This is a genomic window from Mesorhizobium sp. BR1-1-6 (assembly GCF_020165355.1).
GTDB lineage: Bacteria > Pseudomonadota > Alphaproteobacteria > Rhizobiales > Rhizobiaceae > Mesorhizobium.
Genome location: NZ_JAIUHZ010000006.1, coordinates 134,897 through 156,253, shown reverse-complemented (window position 1 = coordinate 156,253; position 21,357 = coordinate 134,897). Strand labels below are relative to the sequence as shown.

At 64.3% G+C, this 21,357-nt stretch carries 19 protein-coding genes and 2 pseudogenes; 14 read left to right on the top strand and 7 right to left on the bottom strand.

Annotation, left to right across the window (positions count from 1 at the left end):
* Positions 1–67 precede the first annotated feature (67 nt).
* On the bottom strand, positions 68–1,165 hold the full coding sequence (locus LB545_RS14690) for a CaiB/BaiF CoA transferase family protein (RefSeq protein WP_224705341.1): 1,098 nt from the start codon (positions 1,163–1,165) through the stop codon (positions 68–70).
* 122 nt (positions 1,166–1,287) lie between these two features.
* Here LB545_RS14690 and LB545_RS14685 point away from each other — a divergent pair, with 122 nt between their 5' ends.
* Together LB545_RS14685 and LB545_RS14680 are read left to right on the top strand one after the other, a co-directional pair.
* Positions 1,288–2,310 carry an LLM class flavin-dependent oxidoreductase gene (locus LB545_RS14685; RefSeq protein ID WP_140622805.1) on the top strand — a complete coding sequence of 341 codons (1,023 nt, stop codon included), beginning with the start codon at positions 1,288–1,290 and terminating at the stop codon, positions 2,308–2,310.
* A 52-nt stretch (positions 2,311–2,362) separates the two neighbouring features.
* A complete protein-coding gene (locus LB545_RS14680) occupies positions 2,363–3,010 on the top strand; it encodes a ThuA domain-containing protein (RefSeq protein WP_140499244.1) in 648 nt (215 codons plus the stop codon).
* A gap of 23 nt (positions 3,011–3,033) precedes the next feature.
* On the opposite strand, the gene LB545_RS14675 is transcribed toward LB545_RS14680, so the two are convergent.
* Complete coding sequence (locus LB545_RS14675) at positions 3,034–3,453, bottom strand: VOC family protein (protein WP_140499242.1); 420 nt, start codon at positions 3,451–3,453, stop codon at positions 3,034–3,036.
* 67 nt (positions 3,454–3,520) lie between these two features.
* On the bottom strand, positions 3,521–5,548 hold the full coding sequence (locus LB545_RS14670) for an amidase (protein WP_224705340.1): 2,028 nt from the start codon (positions 5,546–5,548) through the stop codon (positions 3,521–3,523).
* Between the two features lie 375 nt (positions 5,549–5,923).
* On the opposite strand from LB545_RS14670, the gene LB545_RS14665 reads away from it, so the two are divergent.
* The gene (locus LB545_RS14665) at positions 5,924–6,124 is read left to right on the top strand and encodes a hypothetical protein (protein WP_140499238.1); all 201 of its coding nucleotides are present in this window, start codon (positions 5,924–5,926) and stop codon (positions 6,122–6,124) included.
* Positions 6,125–6,189: 65 nt separating this feature from the next.
* On the opposite strand, the gene LB545_RS14660 is transcribed toward LB545_RS14665, so the two are convergent.
* Together LB545_RS14660 and LB545_RS14655 are read right to left on the bottom strand one after the other, a co-directional pair.
* Complete coding sequence (locus LB545_RS14660; RefSeq protein WP_224705339.1) at positions 6,190–7,338, bottom strand: amidohydrolase; 1,149 nt, start codon at positions 7,336–7,338, stop codon at positions 6,190–6,192.
* A gap of 98 nt (positions 7,339–7,436) precedes the next feature.
* Positions 7,437–7,880 (bottom strand): SRPBCC family protein, encoded by a 444-nt coding sequence (locus LB545_RS14655; RefSeq protein ID WP_140499234.1) that lies wholly within the window; start codon positions 7,878–7,880, stop codon positions 7,437–7,439.
* A 248-nt stretch (positions 7,881–8,128) separates the two neighbouring features.
* Here LB545_RS14655 and LB545_RS14650 point away from each other — a divergent pair, with 248 nt between their 5' ends.
* From LB545_RS14650 to LB545_RS14630, 5 genes and pseudogenes are all read left to right on the top strand, one after another.
* Positions 8,129–8,989, top strand: coding sequence for an FAD binding domain-containing protein (locus tag LB545_RS14650; protein WP_140521371.1), 861 nt, complete (start codon positions 8,129–8,131; stop codon positions 8,987–8,989).
* On the top strand, positions 8,989–9,465 hold the full coding sequence (locus LB545_RS14645; protein ID WP_140517305.1) for a (2Fe-2S)-binding protein: 477 nt from the start codon (positions 8,989–8,991) through the stop codon (positions 9,463–9,465). Before LB545_RS14650 ends, LB545_RS14645 begins: the two co-directional genes overlap by 1 nt.
* A 2-nt stretch (positions 9,466–9,467) precedes the next feature.
* Positions 9,468–11,732, top strand: a complete 2,265-nt coding sequence (locus LB545_RS14640; protein ID WP_224705338.1) for a xanthine dehydrogenase family protein molybdopterin-binding subunit — start codon at positions 9,468–9,470, stop codon at positions 11,730–11,732.
* Complete coding sequence (locus LB545_RS14635) at positions 11,732–11,977, top strand: MoaD/ThiS family protein (protein WP_140556300.1); 246 nt, start codon at positions 11,732–11,734, stop codon at positions 11,975–11,977. Before LB545_RS14640 ends, LB545_RS14635 begins: the two co-directional genes overlap by 1 nt.
* A gap of 105 nt (positions 11,978–12,082) precedes the next feature.
* Positions 12,083–12,225: pseudogene (locus LB545_RS14630) on the top strand (IS481 family transposase); the annotation flags it as partial.
* Positions 12,226–12,281: 56 nt separating this feature from the next.
* Here LB545_RS14630 and LB545_RS14625 read toward each other — a convergent pair.
* Complete coding sequence (locus tag LB545_RS14625; RefSeq protein WP_224705336.1) at positions 12,282–13,127, bottom strand: WYL domain-containing protein; 846 nt, start codon at positions 13,125–13,127, stop codon at positions 12,282–12,284.
* 183 nt (positions 13,128–13,310) lie between these two features.
* Between LB545_RS14625 and LB545_RS14620 the strand changes: the two genes are divergently transcribed.
* From LB545_RS14620 to LB545_RS14595, 6 genes and pseudogenes are all read left to right on the top strand, one after another.
* A complete protein-coding gene (locus LB545_RS14620) occupies positions 13,311–16,442 on the top strand; it encodes an N-6 DNA methylase (RefSeq protein WP_224705335.1) in 3,132 nt (1,043 codons plus the stop codon).
* On the top strand, positions 16,439–17,134 hold the full coding sequence (locus LB545_RS14615; RefSeq protein WP_224705332.1) for a hypothetical protein: 696 nt from the start codon (positions 16,439–16,441) through the stop codon (positions 17,132–17,134). Before LB545_RS14620 ends, LB545_RS14615 begins: the two co-directional genes overlap by 4 nt.
* A 217-nt stretch (positions 17,135–17,351) precedes the next feature.
* Positions 17,352–17,495, top strand: coding sequence for a hypothetical protein (locus tag LB545_RS14610; RefSeq protein ID WP_224705330.1), 144 nt, complete (start codon positions 17,352–17,354; stop codon positions 17,493–17,495).
* A gap of 51 nt (positions 17,496–17,546) precedes the next feature.
* A pseudogene (locus tag LB545_RS31200) lies at positions 17,547–17,621 on the top strand (DOPA 4,5-dioxygenase family protein); the annotation flags it as partial.
* A 116-nt stretch (positions 17,622–17,737) separates the two neighbouring features.
* Positions 17,738–18,571 carry a class I SAM-dependent methyltransferase gene (locus LB545_RS14600; RefSeq protein WP_224705328.1) on the top strand — a complete coding sequence of 278 codons (834 nt, stop codon included), beginning with the start codon at positions 17,738–17,740 and terminating at the stop codon, positions 18,569–18,571.
* Between the two features lie 201 nt (positions 18,572–18,772).
* Positions 18,773–18,916, top strand: a complete 144-nt coding sequence (locus LB545_RS14595) for a hypothetical protein (RefSeq protein ID WP_181167671.1) — start codon at positions 18,773–18,775, stop codon at positions 18,914–18,916.
* Positions 18,917–18,925: 9 nt separating this feature from the next.
* Here the strand turns inward: LB545_RS14595 and LB545_RS14590 are convergent, their stop codons facing one another.
* Positions 18,926–21,133 carry a cation:proton antiporter gene (locus LB545_RS14590; protein WP_411971084.1) on the bottom strand — a complete coding sequence of 736 codons (2,208 nt, stop codon included), beginning with the start codon at positions 21,131–21,133 and terminating at the stop codon, positions 18,926–18,928.
* Positions 21,134–21,357 lie beyond the last annotated feature (224 nt).

Sequence of the window (21,357 nt, the reverse complement as noted above, 5' to 3'; positions counted from 1 at the left end):
TATCGTCTTCGGTCCGAGCCGGGCGCAGGCCAGTCGGCGATTTCCTCAGCAAAGGCGGGTAGCCTATTCAACGACTTGCGGCTGGATCCGCAAGTTCGGCACGAATCTCCGCACCATGTTCGTCGTGTGCCGGACTTTTCGCCGGTGCCTTTGCCGTCCGTTTGGAAAAACGGGGGGCGGAGGCAGCTTGGAGGGCGCCATTCTCGACCAACCAGGAGCCGCGTGCGGCCATGTGCGGATGCAGCGCCGCCTCATGCGGGCTCAGCACAGGCCCGACGCAGGCATCCGTTCCCTCGAACAATTTCATCCACTCGTCTCGGGATTTTTCGGCAAAGATCGCTTCAAGCCGGCTGCCGAGCTCAGGCCAGAGGCCGCGGTCGAACTGAGCGGCGAACTGCGGATCGCCGCCCAGGCCAAGCCTGTCGAGGAACAGCGCATAGAATTTCGGCTCGACGCACTGGACGCTGATGAAGCCGCCATCAGACGTGCGGTACACGCGGCACCAATGCGGTCCGTCCAGAAGGCTCCGGCCACGCTCGGCGGCAAGCCCGCCGGATGGTGCGAGCGACATCAACAGGTTCATCATATGGGCCGAGCCGTCGACGATCGGCGCGTCGACGACCGTGCCTTCACCACCGGCGCGGGCGTTCATGATGGCGGCCAGCATGCCGATCACCAGATAGAGCGCGCCGCCGCCTATGTCGCCGACCAGCGTCGGCGGCGCCATTGGCGGCTCGCCCGGCAGGGAAGCATACCAGAGTGCGCCCGACACGCCGGTATAGTTCATGTCGTGGCCGGCGGTGCGGGCGAGCGGGCCTTCCTGCCCCCAGCCGGTCATGCGGCCATAGGCCAGGCGAGGGTTGGCGGCCAGACACACATCTGGACCAAGCCCGAGACGCTCCATCACGCCCGGCCGGAAGCCCTCGATCAGGCCGTCGGCGGTGGCGATCAGGCGCATCAGCACGGCAACGTCCTCGGCATCCCTGAGGTCGAGCGCGATAGAGCGCTTGCCGCGATCGAGCAGCGAGCGCTCGGGAAGGCCCGGCACGGATGCATGCTTGCGGTGGACGACGATCACGTCGGCGCCGAGATCGGCGAGCAGCATGCCGGCAAAGGGCGCCGGCCCCAACGCCTCGATCTCGACGATGCGGATTCCCCTGAGCATCCCACCCTCCACGGCATTCAAACTTTCGGTAAGGCACACTTTTGGTGTCACGCAGGGGCGACGGTGTGTAACCCTGCTCTTTTGGCATTGAAGCACGTGTCGCCGGTATATACGTCAGGGCCATGAAAAAAATCGGTTTCCTGTCATTCGGGCACTGGACGCCCTCGTCGCAATCGCAGGTGCGCTCGGCGTCGGACGCGCTGTTGCAATCCATTGATCTCGCCGTCGCGGCCGAGCAACTCGGCGCTGACGGCGCGTATTTCCGCGTCCACCATTTTGCCCGACAGCTCGCCTCGCCATTTCCGCTGCTGGCGGCGGTCGGCGCCAAGACCAGCCACATCGAGATCGGCACGGCGGTCATCGACATGCGCTACGAGAATCCGCTCTACATGGCGGAGGACGCGGGTGCCGCCGACATCATCGCAGGCGGGCGCCTGCAGCTCGGCATCAGCCGGGGCTCGCCCGAACAGGTGATCGATGGCTGGCGCTATTTCGGCTACGCGCCGCAGGAAGGCAAAAGCGACGCCGACATGGCGCGGCATCACGCCGAGGTCTTCCTCGACACGCTGCGCGGCGAGGGCTTCGCCCAGCCCAATCCGCGGCCGATGTTTCCCAACCCGCCCGGCTTGCTGCGCCTGGAGCCGCATTCTGAAGGCCTGCGCGAGCGCATCTGGTGGGGTGCCGCCACCAACGCCACTTCGGAGTGGGCGGCGAAGCTGGGCATGAATTTGCAGAGCTCGACCCTCAAATTCGACGAAAGCGGCAAGCCCTTCCATATCCAGCAGGCCGAGCAGATCCGGATCTATCGCGAGGCCTGGAAGGCGGCCGGCCATGAACGCGAACCGCGCGTCTCGGTCAGCCGCAGCATTTTCGCGCTGGTCGACGACCGGGACCGCGCCTATTTCGGGCGCGGCAATGAGGGCCGCGACCAGATCGGCTTCATCGAGGAAAACACGCGGGCGATCTTCGGGCGCAGCTATGCCGCCGAGCCGGACGTGCTGATCAAGGAGTTGGCCGAGGACGAGGCGATCGCCGAGGCCGACACGCTGCTGCTCACCGTGCCCAACCAACTCGGCGTCGACTACAACGCCCATGCCATCGAGGCGATCCTGACCCATGTCGCGCCGGCGCTGGGTTGGCGCTGACAGCCGAGCCGTGTAACCATCGCTGCTGCGGACAGTTCAGGAGGTTCACTGCATGGCAAAGAAGGCCTTGATTGCCTGGGGTGGGTGGGAAGGCCATACGCCCCAGCGCAGCGCCACTGTGGTGCGCGACATGCTGGAGCGCAATGGATACACGGTCACGCTCGGCGAGGGCACGGGGATGTTTGCCGATCCGGAGCTGAACTCATTCGATCTCATCGTGCCCGTCATCACCATGTCGAAGATCGAAAAGTCCGAGCTGCAGAATCTGACGCGCGCGGTTCGACAGGGAACGGGACTCGGCGGTTTCCACGGCACGATGGGCGACAGTTTCCGCAACGAGCCGGACTATCAGTTCATGACCGGTGGCCAATGGGTCGCGCATCCCGGCGACATCATCGACTATCGCGTGGTCATCACCAAACCGGACGATCCGATCACGAGAGGCATTAGCGACTTCGCCTACCGGTCGGAGCAGTACTACATGCATGTCGACCCGAGCAACGAGGTGCTGGCGACGACCACCTTCACCGACGAGCATTTCCCGGGCATCGGCGGCGTCGACATGCCGGTTGTCTGGAAGCGAAGATATGGCGCAGGCAAGGTCTTCTACAGTTCGCTCGGACACACGGCGGATGAGTTCGCGATGCCGGAAATGGCTGTCATCGTCGAGCGTGGTTTGCTCTGGGCCGCGCGGGGGTAGCTGCCCACTGAAACCGCGACAGCCTACCAATCGGCGACGCGATCGCCGCCTGTGAATTGCGCGCTCTTGCCGGTGTATTCGAACAGTTCGATCTTCACGCCGTCGGGGTCGCGCAGCCAAGCCTGATAGGTGTCGTCGCAGGCGAGTTTTTTCGCGGTGACCTCCACGCCCCTGGACGCGATATGCGTGATCGCGGCGTCGATATCCTCCACCTCCAAGCAGAAATGGTTGATCTGGTTCGTCTCGCTGAACCGCGCACCCTCTTTGTGAAAAACCTCGATATGGCTGCGGCCGCCGCAATTAAGGTAGAAACCGAAAATCTTTCCGTCGCGCAGGAAATTGAACTGGATATCAATGCCCAGGACATCCTCGTAGAAGCGCCGTGTCTCGTCCAGATCATTGGCGAAGATGCAGACATGGGCGAGTTGTTTGACCTTGATCATGGCTGGCTCCTCATAATTTCGCAGGTTCACATAGCCCGGCGCGAAATTGGCCCGCGTGGGCTCATCGTCATTCAATCCCGCCGGTGACCACATAGGCGCCCGCGCTGCGTCCATCCCGCAGCCGCATCACCGCCGTGACGATCGAGCCGTAGGGGCCGCGCCAGACGCTGTGGATCCGTTGATGCTCCGCGGCCGGGACAAACGCCCGGCCGGTCAAACGCGCGCCGGCTCGCCGCATCGCTACGGCCTCTCCGTTGACATGCACCTTGATGCAAGCGTGCTCCGTCTCGGTTGCGTCGACGGGGAGGTCGAGCGTGATGACGATCTCGTCCTGATCGCCGCTGTCGCGCGTCTCGGCCGCAAGCTTGATTGCGAGCGCGGGCGCCTCGCCATTGCCGGCTTGAGTGGGCCGGCGCGAAAACACGTCATCGGCCAGTTCGGGCGTGCGCGGCGGGCGTGTGCGGCGCCGCGTGGAGCGCTCGTAATCGCCGGCTATGCGCAACAGCCTTTCATCGTCATAGGCCTTGCCGGCGAAGGTCAGGCCGACCGGCATGCCGATGTCGGCCATGGTGCCCATCGGCACGGTAACGGTCGGGATGCCGAAATGCCGCCACACCAGATTGCCGTTGGCGACCCAGGTGCCGTTGCGCCAGGCAAGCGCCGCGGAGGCCTCAGTGATGTCGGCATCGGCGGGCCCGACATCGGCGACGGCAGGCAGCACGACGGCATCAAGCCTGTTCGCGTCCAGCCAGTCCTCGAAATCGAGCCGCCGCGTCGCTTCCAGCCCTTTCAGCCCGTCCTCCATCGTCGGAATGGCCCGGAACGGCGTGACGCCTGATTTCGCGCGCTCGACATACTGTGCCAAGTCGAAACCGCCTTCATAACGGTCGGGCAGCGTGCCCGGTGGCTGCGGAAAGATTTTCGGGCCGTCGACCGAAACGAGATCGGGAATGTTCAGATCATCGTTCGCGCGCAAAAAATCATCCCAGGCTGAGATGCAGAGGTCCCAGATCTCGCGATCGGCGAAGTCCGGCGGCACCAGAGCGCGGTCGACCATCGTGCGCGCGCCGGGGCGATCGCGCTCGTGGTTGGAGACGACAGGAAAATCAACCTCCATCACCTCGGCTCCAAGCCGTCTCAGGTCCGCCGCCGCTTGCTCCCAGAGATCAAGCACGGAGGCGCGGGTTTCGATCCGCCGGTCGGCGCCGCTGTCGCGGCCGATATACATTCTGGGTACGCCAAGCCGCATGCCTTTCAGCGACCCCGCTAGCGCCAGATCGGTATAGCGCGGCGGTCGGATTTCGGAACTCTTCGGCAGCGCGATCCAGGGCTGCGCGCGCCAGAAATCGCCCCGCGTCTCGGGATCGTCGGCGACGATCACATCCAGCAATTCGAGCATGTCGGGCGCGCTGCGCGTGTGCGGCACGACGACATCCATGGTCGGCACAAGGGGCCAGTTGCCGCGCACCGAAATGACACCGCGCGAGGGCGTATAGGCTACCAGCGCGTTGTTGGTGGCCGGCGCACGCCCGGACGACCAGGTTTCTTCGCCAAGCCCGAAAGCGCAGAAGCTCGCCGCTGTCGCGGTGCCCGAGCCATTCGAGGAGCCGGACGCGAAGGCGGCGGTCAGGTAATCGGCATTGTAGGGGCTTTCGGCGCGGCCATAGACTCCGCGCTGCATGCCGCCATTGGCCATGGGCGGCATGTTGGTGAGGCCGATCAGCACCGCGCCGCCGGCGCGCAGCCGGGCGACGGTGAAGGCGTCCTCGTTGGCGATGAGATGCTCGAAGGCCGGCGAGCCGGCGGCAACAGTCAAGCCGGACACTTTGTAACTGTCCTTGGCGGTGTAGGGGATGCCATCGAGCGGGCCGAGCGTCTTGCCCTGGCTGCGGCGCCGGTCCGAAGCCGCGGCGTCCTCGAACATATCAGGATTGAGAACCGGGACCGCATTGAGGCTGATGCCGTGCCGGTCGAAATGCGCGATGCGCCTGAGATAAGCGCCGACAAGTTCGACGCTGCTCACCGTGCCGTCGTCGAGCGCGCGCCGCAACTGTTCGATCGTCGCTTCGACGATGTGAAGGCTGGCATCGGTCATCTTCTGGCCCCTGGCGATCGTTTCCAGGCATGGATGAGCGAGGCCGCCGGCTTCGGCAAGGGCCAATTGCGATTGACGGTGGTCCTGGCGCGGGTCGGGCGCGGTGCCGCGGTTGCATATCCCGGTTGGCAAAAAGCGGCTGACCGATGCAACCTCTAATAGAGACGGCGCGTCAGGTGCCTTCTGGAGCGGCGAGGTCCGGATCCGGCAACGAGGAGTTGCGCCTCTGGTGTAGTCCTTGGGCAACTATTCGCCAAATAGTGAATATCCGTCCCTCAAGGCGACTTGCAAGCTTAAGCTGAAGCTCGCAGAAGTTGCGGCAGAAGCATGCATTGAAGAAAACTCATGCCGCCGCCCCAGCATGAAAGGGGGATCATGCCTGACCAGAATGCCCTAATCCGCGCTGCCATAGGGCGGCTGCTCTCCGAAAAAACCGGGGTTGCCGCCCTTTCAATGAAGGAAAGCATTGACGAATTGCTGGAGCGAACCGGCGAGACGGTGACCGAGGACAGCCTGCAGGACCTGCTGCTCGAGATGGCCGAGGTCCGTGGAATGACGGTCGTTCTCGACGTTTAGCGAGCCATGCCACCACAGCCCGGGCGTGGCGTGCCGGCTCGCCCCGATCGGCCATCCGGCCTGCCTCACCCCAGCAAGTTGCGCGCCGTGCGCATGAAGATCTTCGACCCGATCGGGATCAAATCGTCGGGGAAATCATAGTCGGGATTGTGCAGGGCAGGGTGGCGCTCGCCGGCGCCGAGGAAGAACATGGCCGACGTCGCGCTGTGGCCGAACAGGCCGAAATCCTCCGAGGCGCGCATCGGCAGGGCTTCTTGCGTGTGCGCGACGCCCTCTTCCTGGAGGGCTCGCTGGAGATGCTCCACCGCGTCCGGCGCGTTGACGCTGGCGACGAAGATCTCGTGATAATCCCAGCTTGTGGACAGGCGATGCTGGCCGGCGATCTTCGTGACCAGCGCTTCCGCGGCGGCGCACAGATCCGCCATGCGCTCGTCGCGCCTGGTGCGCAGCGTCGCCCAGACCTCGGCGTGGGCGGGCGCGATGCCGAACACGGCCTCGCCCATCTCGGCGTGGGTCACGGTGACCATGCCGAAATCGTCGTCGGCGAACGTTCCGTGCCCGAGCGCGGGCAGGGCAGGCATCAACGCGCTGATCGCCGGCATCGGCGAAATTCCGGTCTCGGGCATGGAGGAATGCGCGGTCTTGCCCTCCAGCACGATGCGCATGCCGCGCGAGGCGCAGTTGACCACGCCGGGCTTGAGCCGCACCTCGCCGAACGGCACGCCGGGCAGATTGTGCAGCGAGAAGGCGAAATCGGGCGCGATCTCGCCGAAGCGGGGATCGGCCACCACCCCGGCGGCGCCATTGCCGGTCTCTTCCGCCGGCTGGAACATCAGCACGATGCGACCGCTTGCAGGCCGCTCGCGCCCGAGCTGGCGTCCGAGCGCCGCCAGGATCGCGGTGTGTCCGTCATGGCCGCACATATGCGACTTGCCCGGCACGCGCGAGGCATGCGGCACGCCGGACAGTTCCTCGATGGGCAGCGCGTCGAGTTCCGAACGAAACAGGACGGTTGGTCCGTTTTTGCCGCTGTCGTAGACGGCCGCGACACCATGTCCGCCCAATCCGGTCAGCACCTTGTCGGGATTGGTATCGGCGAGGAAGTCGACGACGGCTTTCGCCGTCTTTTCCTCCTCGTTCGAGATTTCCGGCTGCTGGTGCAACTTGCGCCGCCATTCGGTCAGCTCGACGATGTCCCGGTTGGTGAGAGTCATGATTTTGGCCTCCGCTGTATCGCTCACGACGCGCCCGATCGACCGGGCGCGTCGGAAGGATAGCTAGCGGCAAATGGCTGAAACCGCCACCGTCTGGCCTATTGATTTATCTCGGGCTCGACGAGCTTTGCCAGGTTCCGCAGCGACTCCTGCCAGCCGAGATAGCAGGCCTCGACCGGGATGACGTCGGGAATGCCGGCCTGGGTGATGTCGATCTCGGTGCCGACAGATACTTTTTTCAGGGTTACGGTCACCTGGATCTCGCCCGGCAGATTGGGATCGTCGAACCTGTCGGTGTAGCGCAGGCGCTCACCGGGAACGAGTTCGAGATACTCGCCGCCGAAGGCATGGCTGTCGCCGGTGGTGAAGTTGCGGAACGACATCTTGAACGTGCCGCCCACCTTGCCCTCGAAGTGATGAACCGTGCAGGTGAAGCCGTTCGGCGGCAGCCACTTCGCCAGCGCGTCGGCCTCGACGAAGGCGCGATAGACTTTTTCCGGGCTGGTGGTGAGAACACGGTGCAAACGTACGGTGCCGGGCATATCATATCCTTTCATAATGCCTGTTCGATGCCCCAAGGACGAGCGGGGCCCGGCCAGTCCGACACCGGCTCCCGGAATTTTTTCAGAGCCTCGGCCGTGGCCTGCGCGATTGGCTTACGCCAGTTCAGCCTGGGTTGGGACTCGATTTTGCGGCGGCTGGCCCAATCGTCGAAAATGACGAACCGGATAGCCATTATGAGGAGACTGTTTATAACGGTCGCTGAGATCGCTGTGACCAAGGGGAGACGATGCGCTACATACGTCCACTTTCAATCGAAGATGCCGTTGGCCACTTGGCCGGATCGGCCGGAACGGCGGCCATTCTCGCCGGAGGCAGCGACCTGCTGGTGAGGATGAAGGGCGGCTTCATCGAACCCGAACTGATCGTCGACATCAAGGCGATCGCGGCCTTGAGCGAAATCAGGGAGACGCCCGACGGCTTCAGCATCGGTGCGGCGGTTCCTTGCGCGGTGCTGGGAGAGAACGCGGCCCTGAAGAAGGCCTGGCCCGGCGTCGTCGAGGCGGCCAAGCTGATCGGCTCGAAGCAGGTGCAGGGACGCTGCACCATCGTTGGCAATCTGTGCAACGCCTCGCCGGCGGCCGACAGCGTGCCGGCGCTGGTGGCGGCCGGAGCCAGGGCGGTGATCGTCGGGCCCGCGGGCCGGCGCACCATCGCCGTGGAAGCCGTGCCGACCGGACCGGGCAAGACGTCGCTCGCCAAGGGCGAGATCATCGAGGCGATCCTGCTCGACAGCCAAGCCCCGCGCTCGGGCGACGCGTATCTCAGGTTCATTCCCCGCACCGAGATGGATATCGCGGTGGTCAGCGCCGGCGTGAATCTGACGCTCGACGAGCAAGGTGTCGTCAAGGCGGCCCGCGTGGCGCTGGGCGCCGCCGCGCCCACGGTGCTTCTGGTGCAGGAGGCCGCCGAGGCCCTCATCGGCAGGACGCTGGACGAAGCAGCCCTCGAGCGGCTCGCCAAGGTCTGCTCCGGGGCCTGCCGGCCCATCGACGACAAGCGGGGCACGATCGAGTTCAGACGGAAAGTCGCGGGCGTGCTGGCCAGGCGGGCCGCCACGTCAGCCTACAAGCGTGCAGGAGGCAAGTGATGGCCGGTGTAGCAGTTTCAACCACGATCAACGGCGACAGTGTCGAGTATCTCTGCCAGCCCGACGAGACACTGCTCGACGTGCTGCGCGACCGGCTCGGGCTGACCGGCGCCAAGGAAGGCTGCGGCACCGGCGATTGCGGCGCCTGCAGCGTCATCCTCGACGACCGGCTGGTGTGCTCGTGCCTGGTGCTGGGCGCGGAGGCGCAAGGGCGCCGCGTGGAGACCGTCGAGGGCATGGCGCATGGCGACCGGTTGCATCCGCTGCAGCAGAAGTTCCTGGAGCACGCCGCGCTGCAATGCGGCGTCTGCACGCCGGGCTTCCTGATCGCGGCGAAGGATCTTCTGGCCAAGAACCCCGACCCGACCGAGGAGGAGATCCGCTTCGGGCTGGCCGGGAATCTCTGCCGCTGCACCGGCTATGACAAGATCGTGCGCGCCGTCCAGGACGCCGCAAGCGTGATGAAGGGAGCCTGACGATGAATTTCGATCCGCGTTTTTCCAATCGCAATTTCGCTTCGGTCGGCACGCGTCCCATCCGTCCCGACGGCGTCGACAAGGTGACCGGCCGCGCCCGCTACGGTGCCGACTTCAACATGGCCGGCCAGTTGGTCGGGCGTGTGCTGCGCAGCCCGCACGCGCACGCCAAGATCAGGAAGATCGACACTTCGAAGGCGGAAAAGCTCGCCGGCGTGAAGGCGGTGATCACCGCGGCCGACCTGCCGGACCTCACCGACGGCGATGCCGCCATGTACGACATCCTCGACAATTGCATGGCGCGCACCAAGGCACTCTATGACGGCCATGCGGTGGCCGCTGTCGCCGCGATCGACGCTCGCACCGCCAGGCAAGCGCTGAAGCTGATCGAGGTCGACTACGAGGTGCTGCCGCATGTCACCGATGTCGACGAGGCGATGCAGCACCACGCCCCGCTGATCAACGAGACCGTTTTCACCGAGGGGCTTGAGGAAAAGCCGGTCAAGCCGTCCAATGTCACCAAGCGCAGCCAGTTCGGCCATGGCGACGTGCATCAGGGCTTTGGCCAGGCCGACTTCATCGTCGAGCGCTCCTTCAAGACCGAGCAGACGCACCAGGGCTATATCGAGCCGCATGCCTGCGTGGCCAATGTCAGCTCCGACGGCACGGCGGACCTGTGGGTCTGCACTCAAGGCCATTTCGTCTACCGCCAGCACTGCGCCCAGCTGCTGGGCATGGAGGCCTCGAAGCTGCGCGTCACCTCCTCCGAGATCGGCGGCGGCTTCGGCGGCAAGACCCATGTCTGGGCCGAGCCGGTGGCGCTCGCTCTGTCGCGCAAGGCCGGCCGGCCGGTGAAGCTGGTGATGACCCGCGACGAGGTGTTCCGCGCCTCGGGCCCGACCAGCGCCACCTCGATCGACGTCAAGATCGGCGCCCGCAAGGACGGCACGATCACCGCGGCGGAAGCGACGCTGCGCTACACAAGCGGCCCCTATGCCGGCACCTGGGCCGAGATCGGCGCCATGACGGCGTTTGCCTGCTACAGGCTGGAGAACGTCAAGACCGTCGGCTTCGAAGTGCTGGTCAACCGGCCGAAGACCGCGGCTTACCGCGCGCCGTCGGCGCCGATGGCGGCCTTCGCGGTGGAAAGCGCCGTCGACGAGCTCGCCAAGGAGATCGGCATGGACCCGGTCGACTTCCGCATCAGGAACGCGGCGCAGGAAGGCACGCGATCGTCCTACGGCCCGGTCTATGGCCCCATCGGCATCGGCCCGACGCTGGAGGCGGTGAAGAACCATGCGCACATGAAGGCGCCGCTTGGTAAGAACCAGGGCAGGGGCATGGCCTGCGGCTTCTGGTTCAATTTCGGCGGCCAGACCTGTACCGACCTCAACATCGGCATGGACGGCTCGGTCTCGCTTGCCGTCGGCACGGTGGATGTCGGCGGTTCGCGCGCGTCGCTATCGCTGGTGGCGGCGGAGGAGCTCGGCATCGATTATTCGCAGGTCAAGGCCGTCGTCGCCGACACGTCCAGCCTCGGCTACAACGACATGACCGACGGCAGCCGCGGCACCTTCTCCTCCTCCATGGCGACCATCTCGGCTGCCCGCAACGCCATCAAGGTGCTGCGCGAGCGCGCCGCGCAGATGTGGGACATTTCCGTCGACCACGTGGTCTGGGAACAGGGCCATGCGGTGGCCAAGGGCGAGAAGCACGGCAATCTCGGCAAGCTGTCGCTGAAGGAGATCGCGGCGCAATCCGGCAAGACCGGCGGGCCGATCGCCGGCCATAGCGAGCTCGTCGCCGACGGCGCCGGCGTTTCCTTCGCCACCCATATATGCGACATCGAGGTCGACCCCGACACCGGCTCGACCAGGGTGATCCGCTACACCGTGGTGCAGGATGCCGGCAAGGCGGTGCATCCGACCTATGTCGAGGGTCAGTACCAGGGCGGTGCCGCGCAAGGCATCGGCTGGGCGCTCAACGAGGAGTATATTTACGGCAAGGACGGGCGGCTGCAGAACGCCGGCTTCCTCGACTACCGCATCCCGGTCTGCTCCGACCTGCCGATGATCGACACGCAGATCCTGGAAATCCCCAACCCCAACCACCCCTATGGCGTGCGCGGCGTCGGCGAAACCTCGATCGTACCGCCGCTGGCAGCAATCGCCAACGCGGTCTCGAACGCGGCCGGCGTGCGCATGACCCACATCCCGATGTCGCCGCCGCGCATCCTGGCGGCGATCGAGGCGGAACGGGAAGGCTGATGGTGCAAGTGACGCTCTGGGGGGCGCTTGCCGCGACCGCCGGAGGCCAGAGCAAGGTCGAGGTCGAGGCCAAGGACATAAGGGAGCTGTTCAGGAAACTGGCTGAACAGTATCCCGGGCTTGAACCGCTGATCGATCGGGGGATCGCGGTGGCGATCGACGGGGTGATTTACCGGGATACGTGGGGGAAGAAGCTGCCGCAGGGGGCGGAGATTTTTTTGTTGCCGAGGTTGGCTGGGGGGTGAGGGCACAACGCCTAGATCACCGCCAGTTACGGAGCTTCCATAACTGTTTGGCGGCATGACCACGTTAGTTGCCGTTCGCTTGCCGATACGGCAAATGGCTTACTCTTTCTCTCAGCCTACAACTTCACCTGCTGGCTCAAGACCCTCAAAGGCCTCACGTCCCATGAGCTCATCTGCAAAGTCTGGAAAAAAGAGCTCGACCGGCTCGACTCGATCCCATCCATCAAATGCCGGGACTGAACACCTAGTTTATGAAGGGCGCCCTAGAATTCGCTGTCTGCCAACAGCAGATGATTTCGATCGCTCAGCCCACCGCGCCAGGGCGGTCAAATTCCCGGACGGTGTCATAATTGCGCAGCCGGATGGGGACCGCTTGGCCGGCATGGTCCGCCGGACGCAGCCGCAGATGATCGAGTACATAGGGGATCATCGCCTGACGCGGCTCGATCCGCACCGCAAAGCTCCTGTCGGGCTTGCGGCTCATGCCGAATTCGCGCGCGGTGACCTCCATTTGCCCAGGTGACAGACCGTCGATCAAGCTGATCTCCAACGCTGCCCGATCATGCCATTGATCGTCGCGGGGCAAGCGTTGCCCGGCCTCGCGCGAGGCGGCACTGAGAATGCGCGCCAAGGCCAAGTCGCGATACGCCTGATGTCGCCCATCCCATCCCCGGACAAGCCAGCGCTGCCCGGTGAAGATCAATGCGTGCGGCGCGAAGAATCGCTCGGTGGCCTCCGGCGTCACCATCGATTGATAGTTGATGTCAAGGGCAGTGCCGGCGGTTATTGCGCGGCAGACTGTCACGAGCAGCGGCTGATCGATTGCCGCCGGAAGCGCTTGGACCACATCCACCGACGGCGTGAAGCCGAGCAGCCGGCCGCGGTCCTGGCTTGGCAAGGTCACCGAGGCGGCGATCATGCTCAGGATGCTCGCCGGATCTTCGGCTTCGAATAGCGGCTTGAAAGCATCGGTCGGCCGGAAGCATTTTTCCGCTACATCGTAACTCAGATTGCGCGGCGCCATCTCCCGGTAGCGGTGAAAATCCGACGTGACGTGGCTGATGCTGACATCGAATGTCGTCGCGACTGCACGCCTGCCGACTTGGCCGGTCCACAGCACGGCTCTCTCGATGAACAGTAATCTGCGCATCTGGTCCGCCGACGGCTCCGCTCCAGCTGCCTTTCGAGGGCGTCCGCGCTTGCCGGGCATCCGAATGCGGTCTGACAAAAGTTCGCGGCCCATGCTATTTAAAATGACAATCTAGAATAAAAAGTCTATCTTTTTTTTAATAGGGGCTAGCCGGGTGAACCCATATCCGACAGAGTAGGTAAGATGAGCGAACGCACCGATCTGGCCGGCCCATGGGTAGACGATCTCGGCTATGACCGGGTGGCGGGTGCATTGGTTCTGAACGGTAGCGATGCGGTCGATGTTCATCCCTTCGCCCCCGAGCTGCGCGCAATCTTCAGTTCGGACCGTGGCACTGCCGGTGTTGCAGTATTTTGCATAGACCGCGTCCCGACAGTCTGCCTGCTCGACCAACGCCAGCTCAGCCCGCATGCGGGTGAGCGTCGTGAGGAGATGCGAGCCTTTTGCGAGCGGCTCTGGAACCAGAATCTCGCGAGGGTGGTGCTCGTAGCCGCCGCACAATGGATTGAGGCTTGGTCAGTCGACAACCCTGACGCACCGCCACAGCGCTATTCGATCACCGAGCGAGAGGAGGCCCGGCGCGCTTGGTCGGTGAGCGGATTGCTGGGCGGAGAGGCATTGCGCGACCGAGACAGCTGGTTCGATCCGCAAAAGCGCGTTGACAAAGTGCTGCTCGACAACATCCTCGTGCTGGTCGAAAAGCTTACCGGATGCGGGCTGAATGCTCCAGCGGCGCGGCGCTTGGTCGCGCGGCTGATTTTCATAACCTATCTCGAGGACCGCGAGATCGTTGGCGAAACCTATCGCGCGCTGCGTGACGTGCGCCCCCTTTACGACCTAGTGAGCGAGGGCGATCGCGCGGGCTTGCGCAAGCTGATCCAGAAGCTGCGTACCGATTTCAACGGCGACTTCCTGACCAGCGCGGACAGTGAGACGGGATGGGAAAACCTGTCCGAACAGGCCTTTGGCTGGATCCTGCAGTTCCTCGATCGCACGACGCTGCGCACCGGCCAGGCCGGGTTCTGGCGCTACGACTTCAGTCAGATTCCGATCGAGCTTATTGCCAGTGTCTACGAGACCTTCCTTGCCTCCAAGGACACAGGCGCAGAGGAGGCCGGAGCTGACAAAGCAAAGCGCAAGCAGGGCGCCTATTATACCCCGCGGCTGCTCGCCGACTGGGTTGTCGAGCTGGCGACCGCGGATCGCGATATCCTCAAGGAGAAGATTTTTGATGGCGCCTGCGGCTCGGGAATGTTGCTGACTGCGGCTTTCCGCCGGCTGATTCGGGCGCTGGAGGCGCGCAACGCCCGACAGGGCCAGCCGGCCGACGCCGATTTTGCAACACGGCGAAAGCTGCTCCTCGATCACATTTTCGGCGGCGATATCGATGAAGATGCCTGCCAACTGACGGCGTTCAGCCTCTACCTGGCGCTGCTTTCCGACCTCAATCCCCGGGACCTCGCTGAACTCCGTAAGGGTGGCCACAAGCTGCCGACGCTTGCCCGCAATATCCGGCGCGGGGACCAGGGCGACTTTTTCGGCAAGGCGAGCGAAGAGGCAAACGGCGCGCGCTACGGGATCTTCCTGTCCAATCCGCCGTGGCGCGAGCTGCGCGCAAATGAGACCGCTGCCAAGTCGGTGGACGCGTGGCAGCAGCGTCAGGATGCGCCGACCCCGCATGTACCCAAGCGGCAGATCGCGGCTGCCTTCGCCTTGGGCGCGGCCGACACGTTGAAGCCTGATGGACGGGTGGCCCTTATCCTTCCGGTCACATTGTTCGTATCGGGAGACGCGACGCAGCGCGATTTTCGCGCGCATCTTCTCGGCCGCTACCGAATCGAGAAGATCGTCAATTTCTCGGATATGCGTCGCCTGATCTTCGCCGATGCGGTACATCCGTTTGTGGTGCTGATCGCCTCGGCCCGCGCTCGCGACGAACGGTTCGCGAGCGTTGAGCAGGAGAGTTTCGAATATTGGACGCCCAAGACGGACATCTCGCTCGCCTTTGGACGGCTGGCCGTCCACGGCGGCGACCGGGCGGACTTGTCGGCGACGTCACTCCTCAGTGACGATTCCCAGCTTGCCATCCGTTATTGGGGCTCTGATGCGGATATCGCGCTGTTACAGCGGCTAAGGCGCCGCGGCAGCATCCGCGATCTGATGGCGGCGGGCTGGCATGACGCCAAAGGCTTTCATGCGAAAGACGAGGACGTCCGCAGGCCGCAAGAATCCTGGTACCAAGAAGTACCGAGCTGGATGGCACTTGAGAAGTTCCTGCCGGCGACCGCGCTGCCCAGGGATCTTCCGTTTGTGCCGCAGAAGAGTCTGCGCCCCTTCCCGCTCCACCAGATCGCGCGCGCTCCCGAGGAGCGACTGTTCAGGGGGCCGCGCGTGTTGTGGACCGACGGCGCCCATCCGGAAGACGGCGTCAAAGCAGTCTATGCCGAAGCGTCGTTTTCATTTCAGCATTCGCTCGCGGTTTTGTCTGCGCCAGATACCGAACAAGCTCGGCTTACTGCGCGATTCCTGACCGTCTACCTGCGCTCCCCAATGGGCTTGTGGCTGCTCCTCCTGCTGAGCAGTAGTGTCGCGTCCGAACGGCCGAAGCTTCACGTGCGTGAAGCGCTGGATTGGCCGTTCTGGCCTATCGACCGACATCCCGCACCTGATGAAGCGAAATCGATTATGACCGAAGTCCACCAGCTTCTTGCGGCGGTGGAAGCCGAGGAAGAGCTTCTCCAACCACACCGCTGGAGTGCAATCCAGTACCGCGCCAACAAGCTGGTCTACGCCTATTTTCGACTGACCGCCGATGAGATCGCGATGATCGAGGAGTTGTCCACGCTAGCCGGCGCAGCACTGCAGCCGACCAGTCTGCGACACAAATCGCTAATGAAACCGTTGCGCCAGGCGCCCTCGATGCAGCTGATGCAGAGCTATACCGAAGCCCTGTGCAAGAGGCTTTGTGAATGGCGTAATGCCACCGGCGGCATCGGTGAAATCCGGGTCGCGGCCTGGACCGGCCGCAGCGTTCCCGTAGGCGCGGCGGTTCTGACGCTTGGCCACGGCGCCACCGCTGATCGGTTCGGCGATGACAGCGTAATCGAGATACTCGCAAGCGCGCTCAAGCGGGTGATGGAGCGTCCCGGCGAGGATCTACTGACAATACCTGATATGGCGGTCGTGGACGGCAATCGCATTTTCCTTGTCAAACCGTTGGTGTCGCGCTTTTGGATGCGCCGCTGTGCAGTCGAGGACGCCAACCGCCTAGCGTTGCAGCTACAAAGCTTGTCGAAGGAGCGGGCGCGCGCGTGATGCAAATAGCGGGACTGGAGGCCGATTCTGATTGGATCTATTTGGTCCGACGCCCGCCGGCGGCCGAGATTCTCAATTATCTCGTCGCCAAATGGCAGGAATATGAAGCTCTGTATTCGGGCATCGGCGAGCCCTTTGCGAGCCGTGACGAACCGGCGCTCACCGAAGGCCTCGCCGCCTATCTCGATGCCCGATACCAGGAAGGCAAGCAGCCGTTTCATGGCGAATTCTTCGCTGAGCTCAAACGCTATGATCTCCGGTCCGACGGCAAGCGCGCGATCATCGGCCGCTCAGATATCGAATGGCGGTTGTCGGGATCGCCGAACTTCGTCATCGAGTGCAAGGTAATAGGCAACGGACGGCCAGCAAAAGCCTATGTGACCGATGGCATGATCCGATTTGTGGATGGAAGATATGGTCCGCGGTCCGCCGAGGGCGCCATGTGGGCCTTCTTGCGACCAGGCTCCTCCGAAACCGCTACGCATGTCGAAGCGATCATCGACAGTCATCTGGAGCCTCTCAAGTGCCAGATCGAGAACGGAATGCACCGGATCGCACCGTCGACACTCGCGCCAGCAACCGCCAGCTTCGACTCACTGCATATGCGTGCTCCGTCCGCCCTCCCAATCCGGTTGGCGCACATCTTCGTGTCGATCTCGCCGCACCCAATTTCGCCGCCGGGGACGATCTGAACCTCATCGTATCTCTAGGCCCCTCAGGTTGGAACGATTGGAGCTGGAGCTCTAAGTGCGAGCGCGTGGGGGGCAGTCATTAGACAAGCAAGCCGCAGCCCCCACCAGCGATCTACCCCAAATACCCCGCTATTTGAGCGAATTTCTTCGCGAACCGTTAATTCGGCAGTGCTGTTAATAAGCATCTGCTAATGAACTGGTCGGCGAGGGGTACGCAATGACCAAGAATCTCAGCAATGCACGCTACGTGCCGCCAAAGGAGCAGCAAAGCTCTGTCTTCGGCAAGGTCGCGCCGGCCTTGTTCCCGCTGGCCGTGGTGGCGTTGGGCTATGTGATCGGCAGGCAATTCTTCGGCCTCTAGGCGCCGCCGTCAGGCGCAGGTTTCGGCGGCGGTCTTGTTCGCCAACAAGGTTTCGCTCCGCTGGTTCCGTGGCTGATGCTGAACCATGGCGGCTTTAGCATCCTCATCCACCCGAACACGACCAACCTCTGGCGCGGCCTGACGAGGGCAATCACCGGCGCTAATTCACTCAGCTTCGCAGGGCATTGCGTGATGCCGCTCGGTACGCTTCTATCCGTGCCGCGTCATTGGGGGGTAATCATTTGTCTGCCAAGAACCAAACGTCCACCGGTCACGAAGCGAGCGAGGCCGGGTGGCTCGATCTTCATTTTGAATCATCGCGCCCCGAATATGTGGCGGCCTTGCTCGATGCCGGCATCCGCCCGGGCTGGCGCGTGCTCGATGCCGGTTGCGGCAGCGGCGGCTTCCTGCCGCTCATCTCCAGCGCCGTCGGCCCCTCCGGCTTCATCGCCGCACTCGACCTCGCGCCCGAAAACATCGCCCGGGTCGAGGCGCTCGCGGGCACGTTGTCCGAGCCGCAGGAAATCGCCACGTATGTCGGCAGCATCCTGTCGCTGCCCTTCGCCGACGCCTCGTTCGATTGCGTCTGGTCCGGCAATGTCATGCAGTATCTGACGCCGGCCGAGTTCGAGCTTGCCGTCGGCGAGGCCAGGCGCGTGCTGAAGCCGGGCGGCATCTTCGCCGTCAAGGATTTCGATTCGACCATCCTGCAGATCCTGCCCATGGACCGGGCGCTGCTGGCGCGCTTCATGGCGGCCAGGCTCCAGGGTTTCCGCGACCGGGGCGTGCTCGGCACCGATTGCGGTTCGACGCTTCCGGCGCGCCTGCGCCAGGCTGGCCTGGAGGTCGTCAGCCGCAAGGGCTGGTTGGTCGAGCGCTGGGCGCCCGCGCCTCGCTTCACGCGCGACTATGTTCGCGACCTGCTGGCCTATTTTGCCAGCGTCGCGCCGAGCTATGCCCTGCCTGATGCCGACCAGGCCTATTGGCAGGACCTGAAGCAGCGGCCGGATCGCCTGCTCGACGATCCGGACTTCTGCTACCGCGAGTTCTTCGTCATGGCGGTCTGCCGGATTTAGCGCTCCGCCGCGACGGCCGAAGCCGCGGCGTTGCGCGAGGCCGCAGGCAAACCCGATTCCGAGATCGAGACTGAGCCAAACCGCATTCACCCGCCATCCACTCAAATGGCCGGCTTTCGAGCGAATTTCTTCGCGAACCGTTAATTCGGCCGTGTTGTTAATAAGCATCTGCTAATGAACCGGTTCGCGCGGGGGTACGCAATGACCAAGAATCTCGGCAATGCACGCTATGTGCCGCCAAAGGAGCAGCAAGGCTCGGTCCTCGGCAAGGTCGCGCCGGCCTTGTTTCCGCTGGCCGTGGTGGCGCTGGGCTATGTGATTGGCAGGCAGTTCTTCGGCCTATAGGCTCGGCCATCAGGCACCGGTTTCGGCCGCGGCTTCGGGCCTTGCTTCGGCGCGGATGCGGTCGCTTGCCACGAGCACGACCGGGCAGGGGACGGCGGCCAGCACCGCCATGGCGGTGTCGCCGAAGAACAGTTCCTCGCCCGGCCGCTGCGTGACGCCCATCACCACCATCGCCGCCCCCTTGGCCACTTCCCTGGCGATCGCCTTGTCGGGCGTGGCGCGGGCGCGGATGGCGGTATCGACGGCGACGCCGTAGCGGTCGGCGAGATCGACGACGTCCTTGAGCACCGCCTCCTCGCGACGATGCGAAACGGTGCCTTGCCGGGCGCCTTTGCGCGCCTGCGAAACATAGAGCACCTTGACCCGCGCCCGGTGCGGCCTTGCCAGCGCCAGGGCGAAATCGGCGGCGCGGCGCGATACTTCCGTGCCGTTGACGGGAACGAGGATGGTGGTGCCGGCGCGCAGCACCGGCATCTTGCCCCCGGCGCCGGCCCCGTTCAGCACCAGGCAGAGCGGACCGTCGAAGCCGCTCGTCATGTCGTTGAGTGCTTCGGTGAACGAGCCCTTCTCGGTCAGCATGGCCTCGAGCCCGACCAGCAGCAGGCCATAGCCCTTGCGCGCCTCCTCGGCGATCGTCCGCGCGGTCGCTTCGCGTTCGCTGCGGGCGGTGAGATGCACCTTCTCGACCGGCGTGTCCTCGGCCTTGCTGACCGCTTTGGCGCTTCTGGCGGCGCCCTTCTTGACCTCCTTCAAGGCACGCTCCGGGCCCTTGTCGCGGGCCGGGCCGGCAAGCCTGCCGTCCTTGAGGTGGAGAAGCGTGGTCGGCATGCCGCTGCCGCCGCCGACCAAGCCGGCGAGATAGGCGGTGAACTTGCCGACCGGGCTGTCGTCGACCAGCAGCAGCAGCCGCTCCAGCTTGGAGACGAAGCCGCGCTCGTCGAGCAGCTCGCGGTCGACGCGCTGCTTCTCGGCGTCTTCGACGGGCAGCCGGCCGAGCGCCCAGCGCAGCATCGGCGGCATGGCGAGGGTGGTGATGACCGCCATGGTGACGATCATGGTGAACAGGTTGTGGGAGAGGATGTTCATCGACAGGCCGATCGAGGCGACGATGACCTCGGTCGAGCCGCGCGCGTTCATGGCGCTACCGACGGCGGTCGCCTCCTTCAGCGTCATGCCGGCGAAGCGGCCGCCGATGAAGGCGCCGCCGAACTTGCCGATGCTGGCGATGAGCACCAGCGCCAGCGTCAGCAGCGCCAGCGTCGGGTCGGCAAGCACGGTTAGGTCGGCCGAAAGCCCGGCCATGCCGAAGAAGATCGGCATGAAGAGCGCCGTGATGACGCCGCGCAACTGGCTCTCGATGTGGCTGGACAGGATCGGCGATTCGCCGACCAGTATGCCGGCGACGAAGGCGCCAAGCACGGTGTGGACGCCGATCAGATTGGTGATCAGCGCCATCACGCCCATGATGATCAGGATGACCGATATGACGGCGTATTCGCTGCGGAAGGAGTCGTTGCTCCAGCGGATCAGCGTGAACACCAGCCGGCGGCCAATGGTGAAGGAGAACACCATGAACAGCGCCACTTCGGCCACCGTTACCACCAGCGGCACGATTTGGAGGCTGCCGTTGGTGGCGATGCCGAAGGTGACGGCGATGATCAGCCAGCCGATCGTGTCCTCGATGATGGCCGAGGAGATGATGACCTGGCCGAGATTGCGGCGCATGAAGTTCATCTCGCGCACGACCATGGCGACGATCTTGACCGAGGAGATCGACAGGGCCGTGCCGAGGAAGAGCCCGACGACGACGCGCTCGCTGGGGTCGGGCAGCAGCGTGCCGGGCAGGACTTGCGCCAGCGCGAAACCGCAGGCGAAGGGCACGACGACGCCGGTGACAGAGATCGAAAAACACGCAGCGCCCACCCGGCGCACCAGGCGCAGGTCCGTCTCCATGCCGGTGAGCAGCAGAAGCAGCAGGACGCCGAGCTGGGAGACCGCCTCGATCATGCTCTTCTGCGCCGGGTCGGTCGAGAAGATCAGCTGCTGCGCATCGGGCCAGAGCCAGCCGAACAGCGAAGGCCCGAGCAGGATGCCGCCGATCAACTGGCCCATGATCGCCGGCTGGCCGTAGCGCTGGAAGATTTCGCCCAGGCCGCGCCCGACCAGAAGCAGAAGCACGATCTCGGCGACGAAAACGCCCTCCGCCGAGCCGCCCATGCCCGCGGCGTGGCTGCTTGCCTGGGCTGCCCAGGCCGGGCACGGCGAGGTAAAGGCGGCGAAAAGGATGAGAATGGCAGGAAGAAATCCCGTTTGCGGCCAGTGCCTAGTCATCCAACCCCTCAACGCGGATCAAGTCCGCTGCCCATAAACGTGCAATGCCGCGCAAGGTTGCGGCGGGTCGGGCCAATCTGTTCCGGCCGATCTGTTGGGTAAGTGCCGAC

What these genes read in the sequence shown, in the direction of transcription:
- LB545_RS14610 (WP_224705330.1), top strand. Translation starts at nt 17,352, where the DNA reads ATGACCAAGAATCTCAGCAATGCACGCTACGTGCCGCCAAAGGAGCAG.
- LB545_RS14650 (WP_140521371.1), top strand. Translation starts at nt 8,129, where the DNA reads ATGCGCTACATACGTCCACTTTCAATCGAAGATGCCGTTGGCCACTTG.
- LB545_RS14595 (WP_181167671.1), top strand. Translation starts at nt 18,773, where the DNA reads ATGACCAAGAATCTCGGCAATGCACGCTATGTGCCGCCAAAGGAGCAG.
- LB545_RS14670 (WP_224705340.1), bottom strand. Translation starts at nt 5,548, where the DNA reads ATGACCGATGCCAGCCTTCACATCGTCGAAGCGACGATCGAACAGTTG.
- LB545_RS14640 (WP_224705338.1), top strand. Translation starts at nt 9,468, where the DNA reads ATGAATTTCGATCCGCGTTTTTCCAATCGCAATTTCGCTTCGGTCGGC.
- LB545_RS14665 (WP_140499238.1), top strand. Translation starts at nt 5,924, where the DNA reads ATGCCTGACCAGAATGCCCTAATCCGCGCTGCCATAGGGCGGCTGCTC.
- LB545_RS14635 (WP_140556300.1), top strand. Translation starts at nt 11,732, where the DNA reads ATGGTGCAAGTGACGCTCTGGGGGGCGCTTGCCGCGACCGCCGGAGGC.
- LB545_RS14620 (WP_224705335.1), top strand. Translation starts at nt 13,311, where the DNA reads ATGAGCGAACGCACCGATCTGGCCGGCCCATGGGTAGACGATCTCGGC.
- LB545_RS14680 (WP_140499244.1), top strand. Translation starts at nt 2,363, where the DNA reads ATGGCAAAGAAGGCCTTGATTGCCTGGGGTGGGTGGGAAGGCCATACG.
- LB545_RS14660 (WP_224705339.1), bottom strand. Translation starts at nt 7,338, where the DNA reads ATGACTCTCACCAACCGGGACATCGTCGAGCTGACCGAATGGCGGCGC.
- LB545_RS14685 (WP_140622805.1), top strand. Translation starts at nt 1,288, where the DNA reads ATGAAAAAAATCGGTTTCCTGTCATTCGGGCACTGGACGCCCTCGTCG.
- LB545_RS14655 (WP_140499234.1), bottom strand. Translation starts at nt 7,880, where the DNA reads ATGCCCGGCACCGTACGTTTGCACCGTGTTCTCACCACCAGCCCGGAA.
- LB545_RS14645 (WP_140517305.1), top strand. Translation starts at nt 8,989, where the DNA reads ATGGCCGGTGTAGCAGTTTCAACCACGATCAACGGCGACAGTGTCGAG.
- LB545_RS14675 (WP_140499242.1), bottom strand. Translation starts at nt 3,453, where the DNA reads ATGATCAAGGTCAAACAACTCGCCCATGTCTGCATCTTCGCCAATGAT.
- LB545_RS14625 (WP_224705336.1), bottom strand. Translation starts at nt 13,127, where the DNA reads ATGCGCAGATTACTGTTCATCGAGAGAGCCGTGCTGTGGACCGGCCAA.
- LB545_RS14590 (WP_411971084.1), bottom strand. Translation starts at nt 21,133, where the DNA reads ATGGGCGGCTCGGCGGAGGGCGTTTTCGTCGCCGAGATCGTGCTTCTG.
- LB545_RS14690 (WP_224705341.1), bottom strand. Translation starts at nt 1,165, where the DNA reads ATGCTCAGGGGAATCCGCATCGTCGAGATCGAGGCGTTGGGGCCGGCG.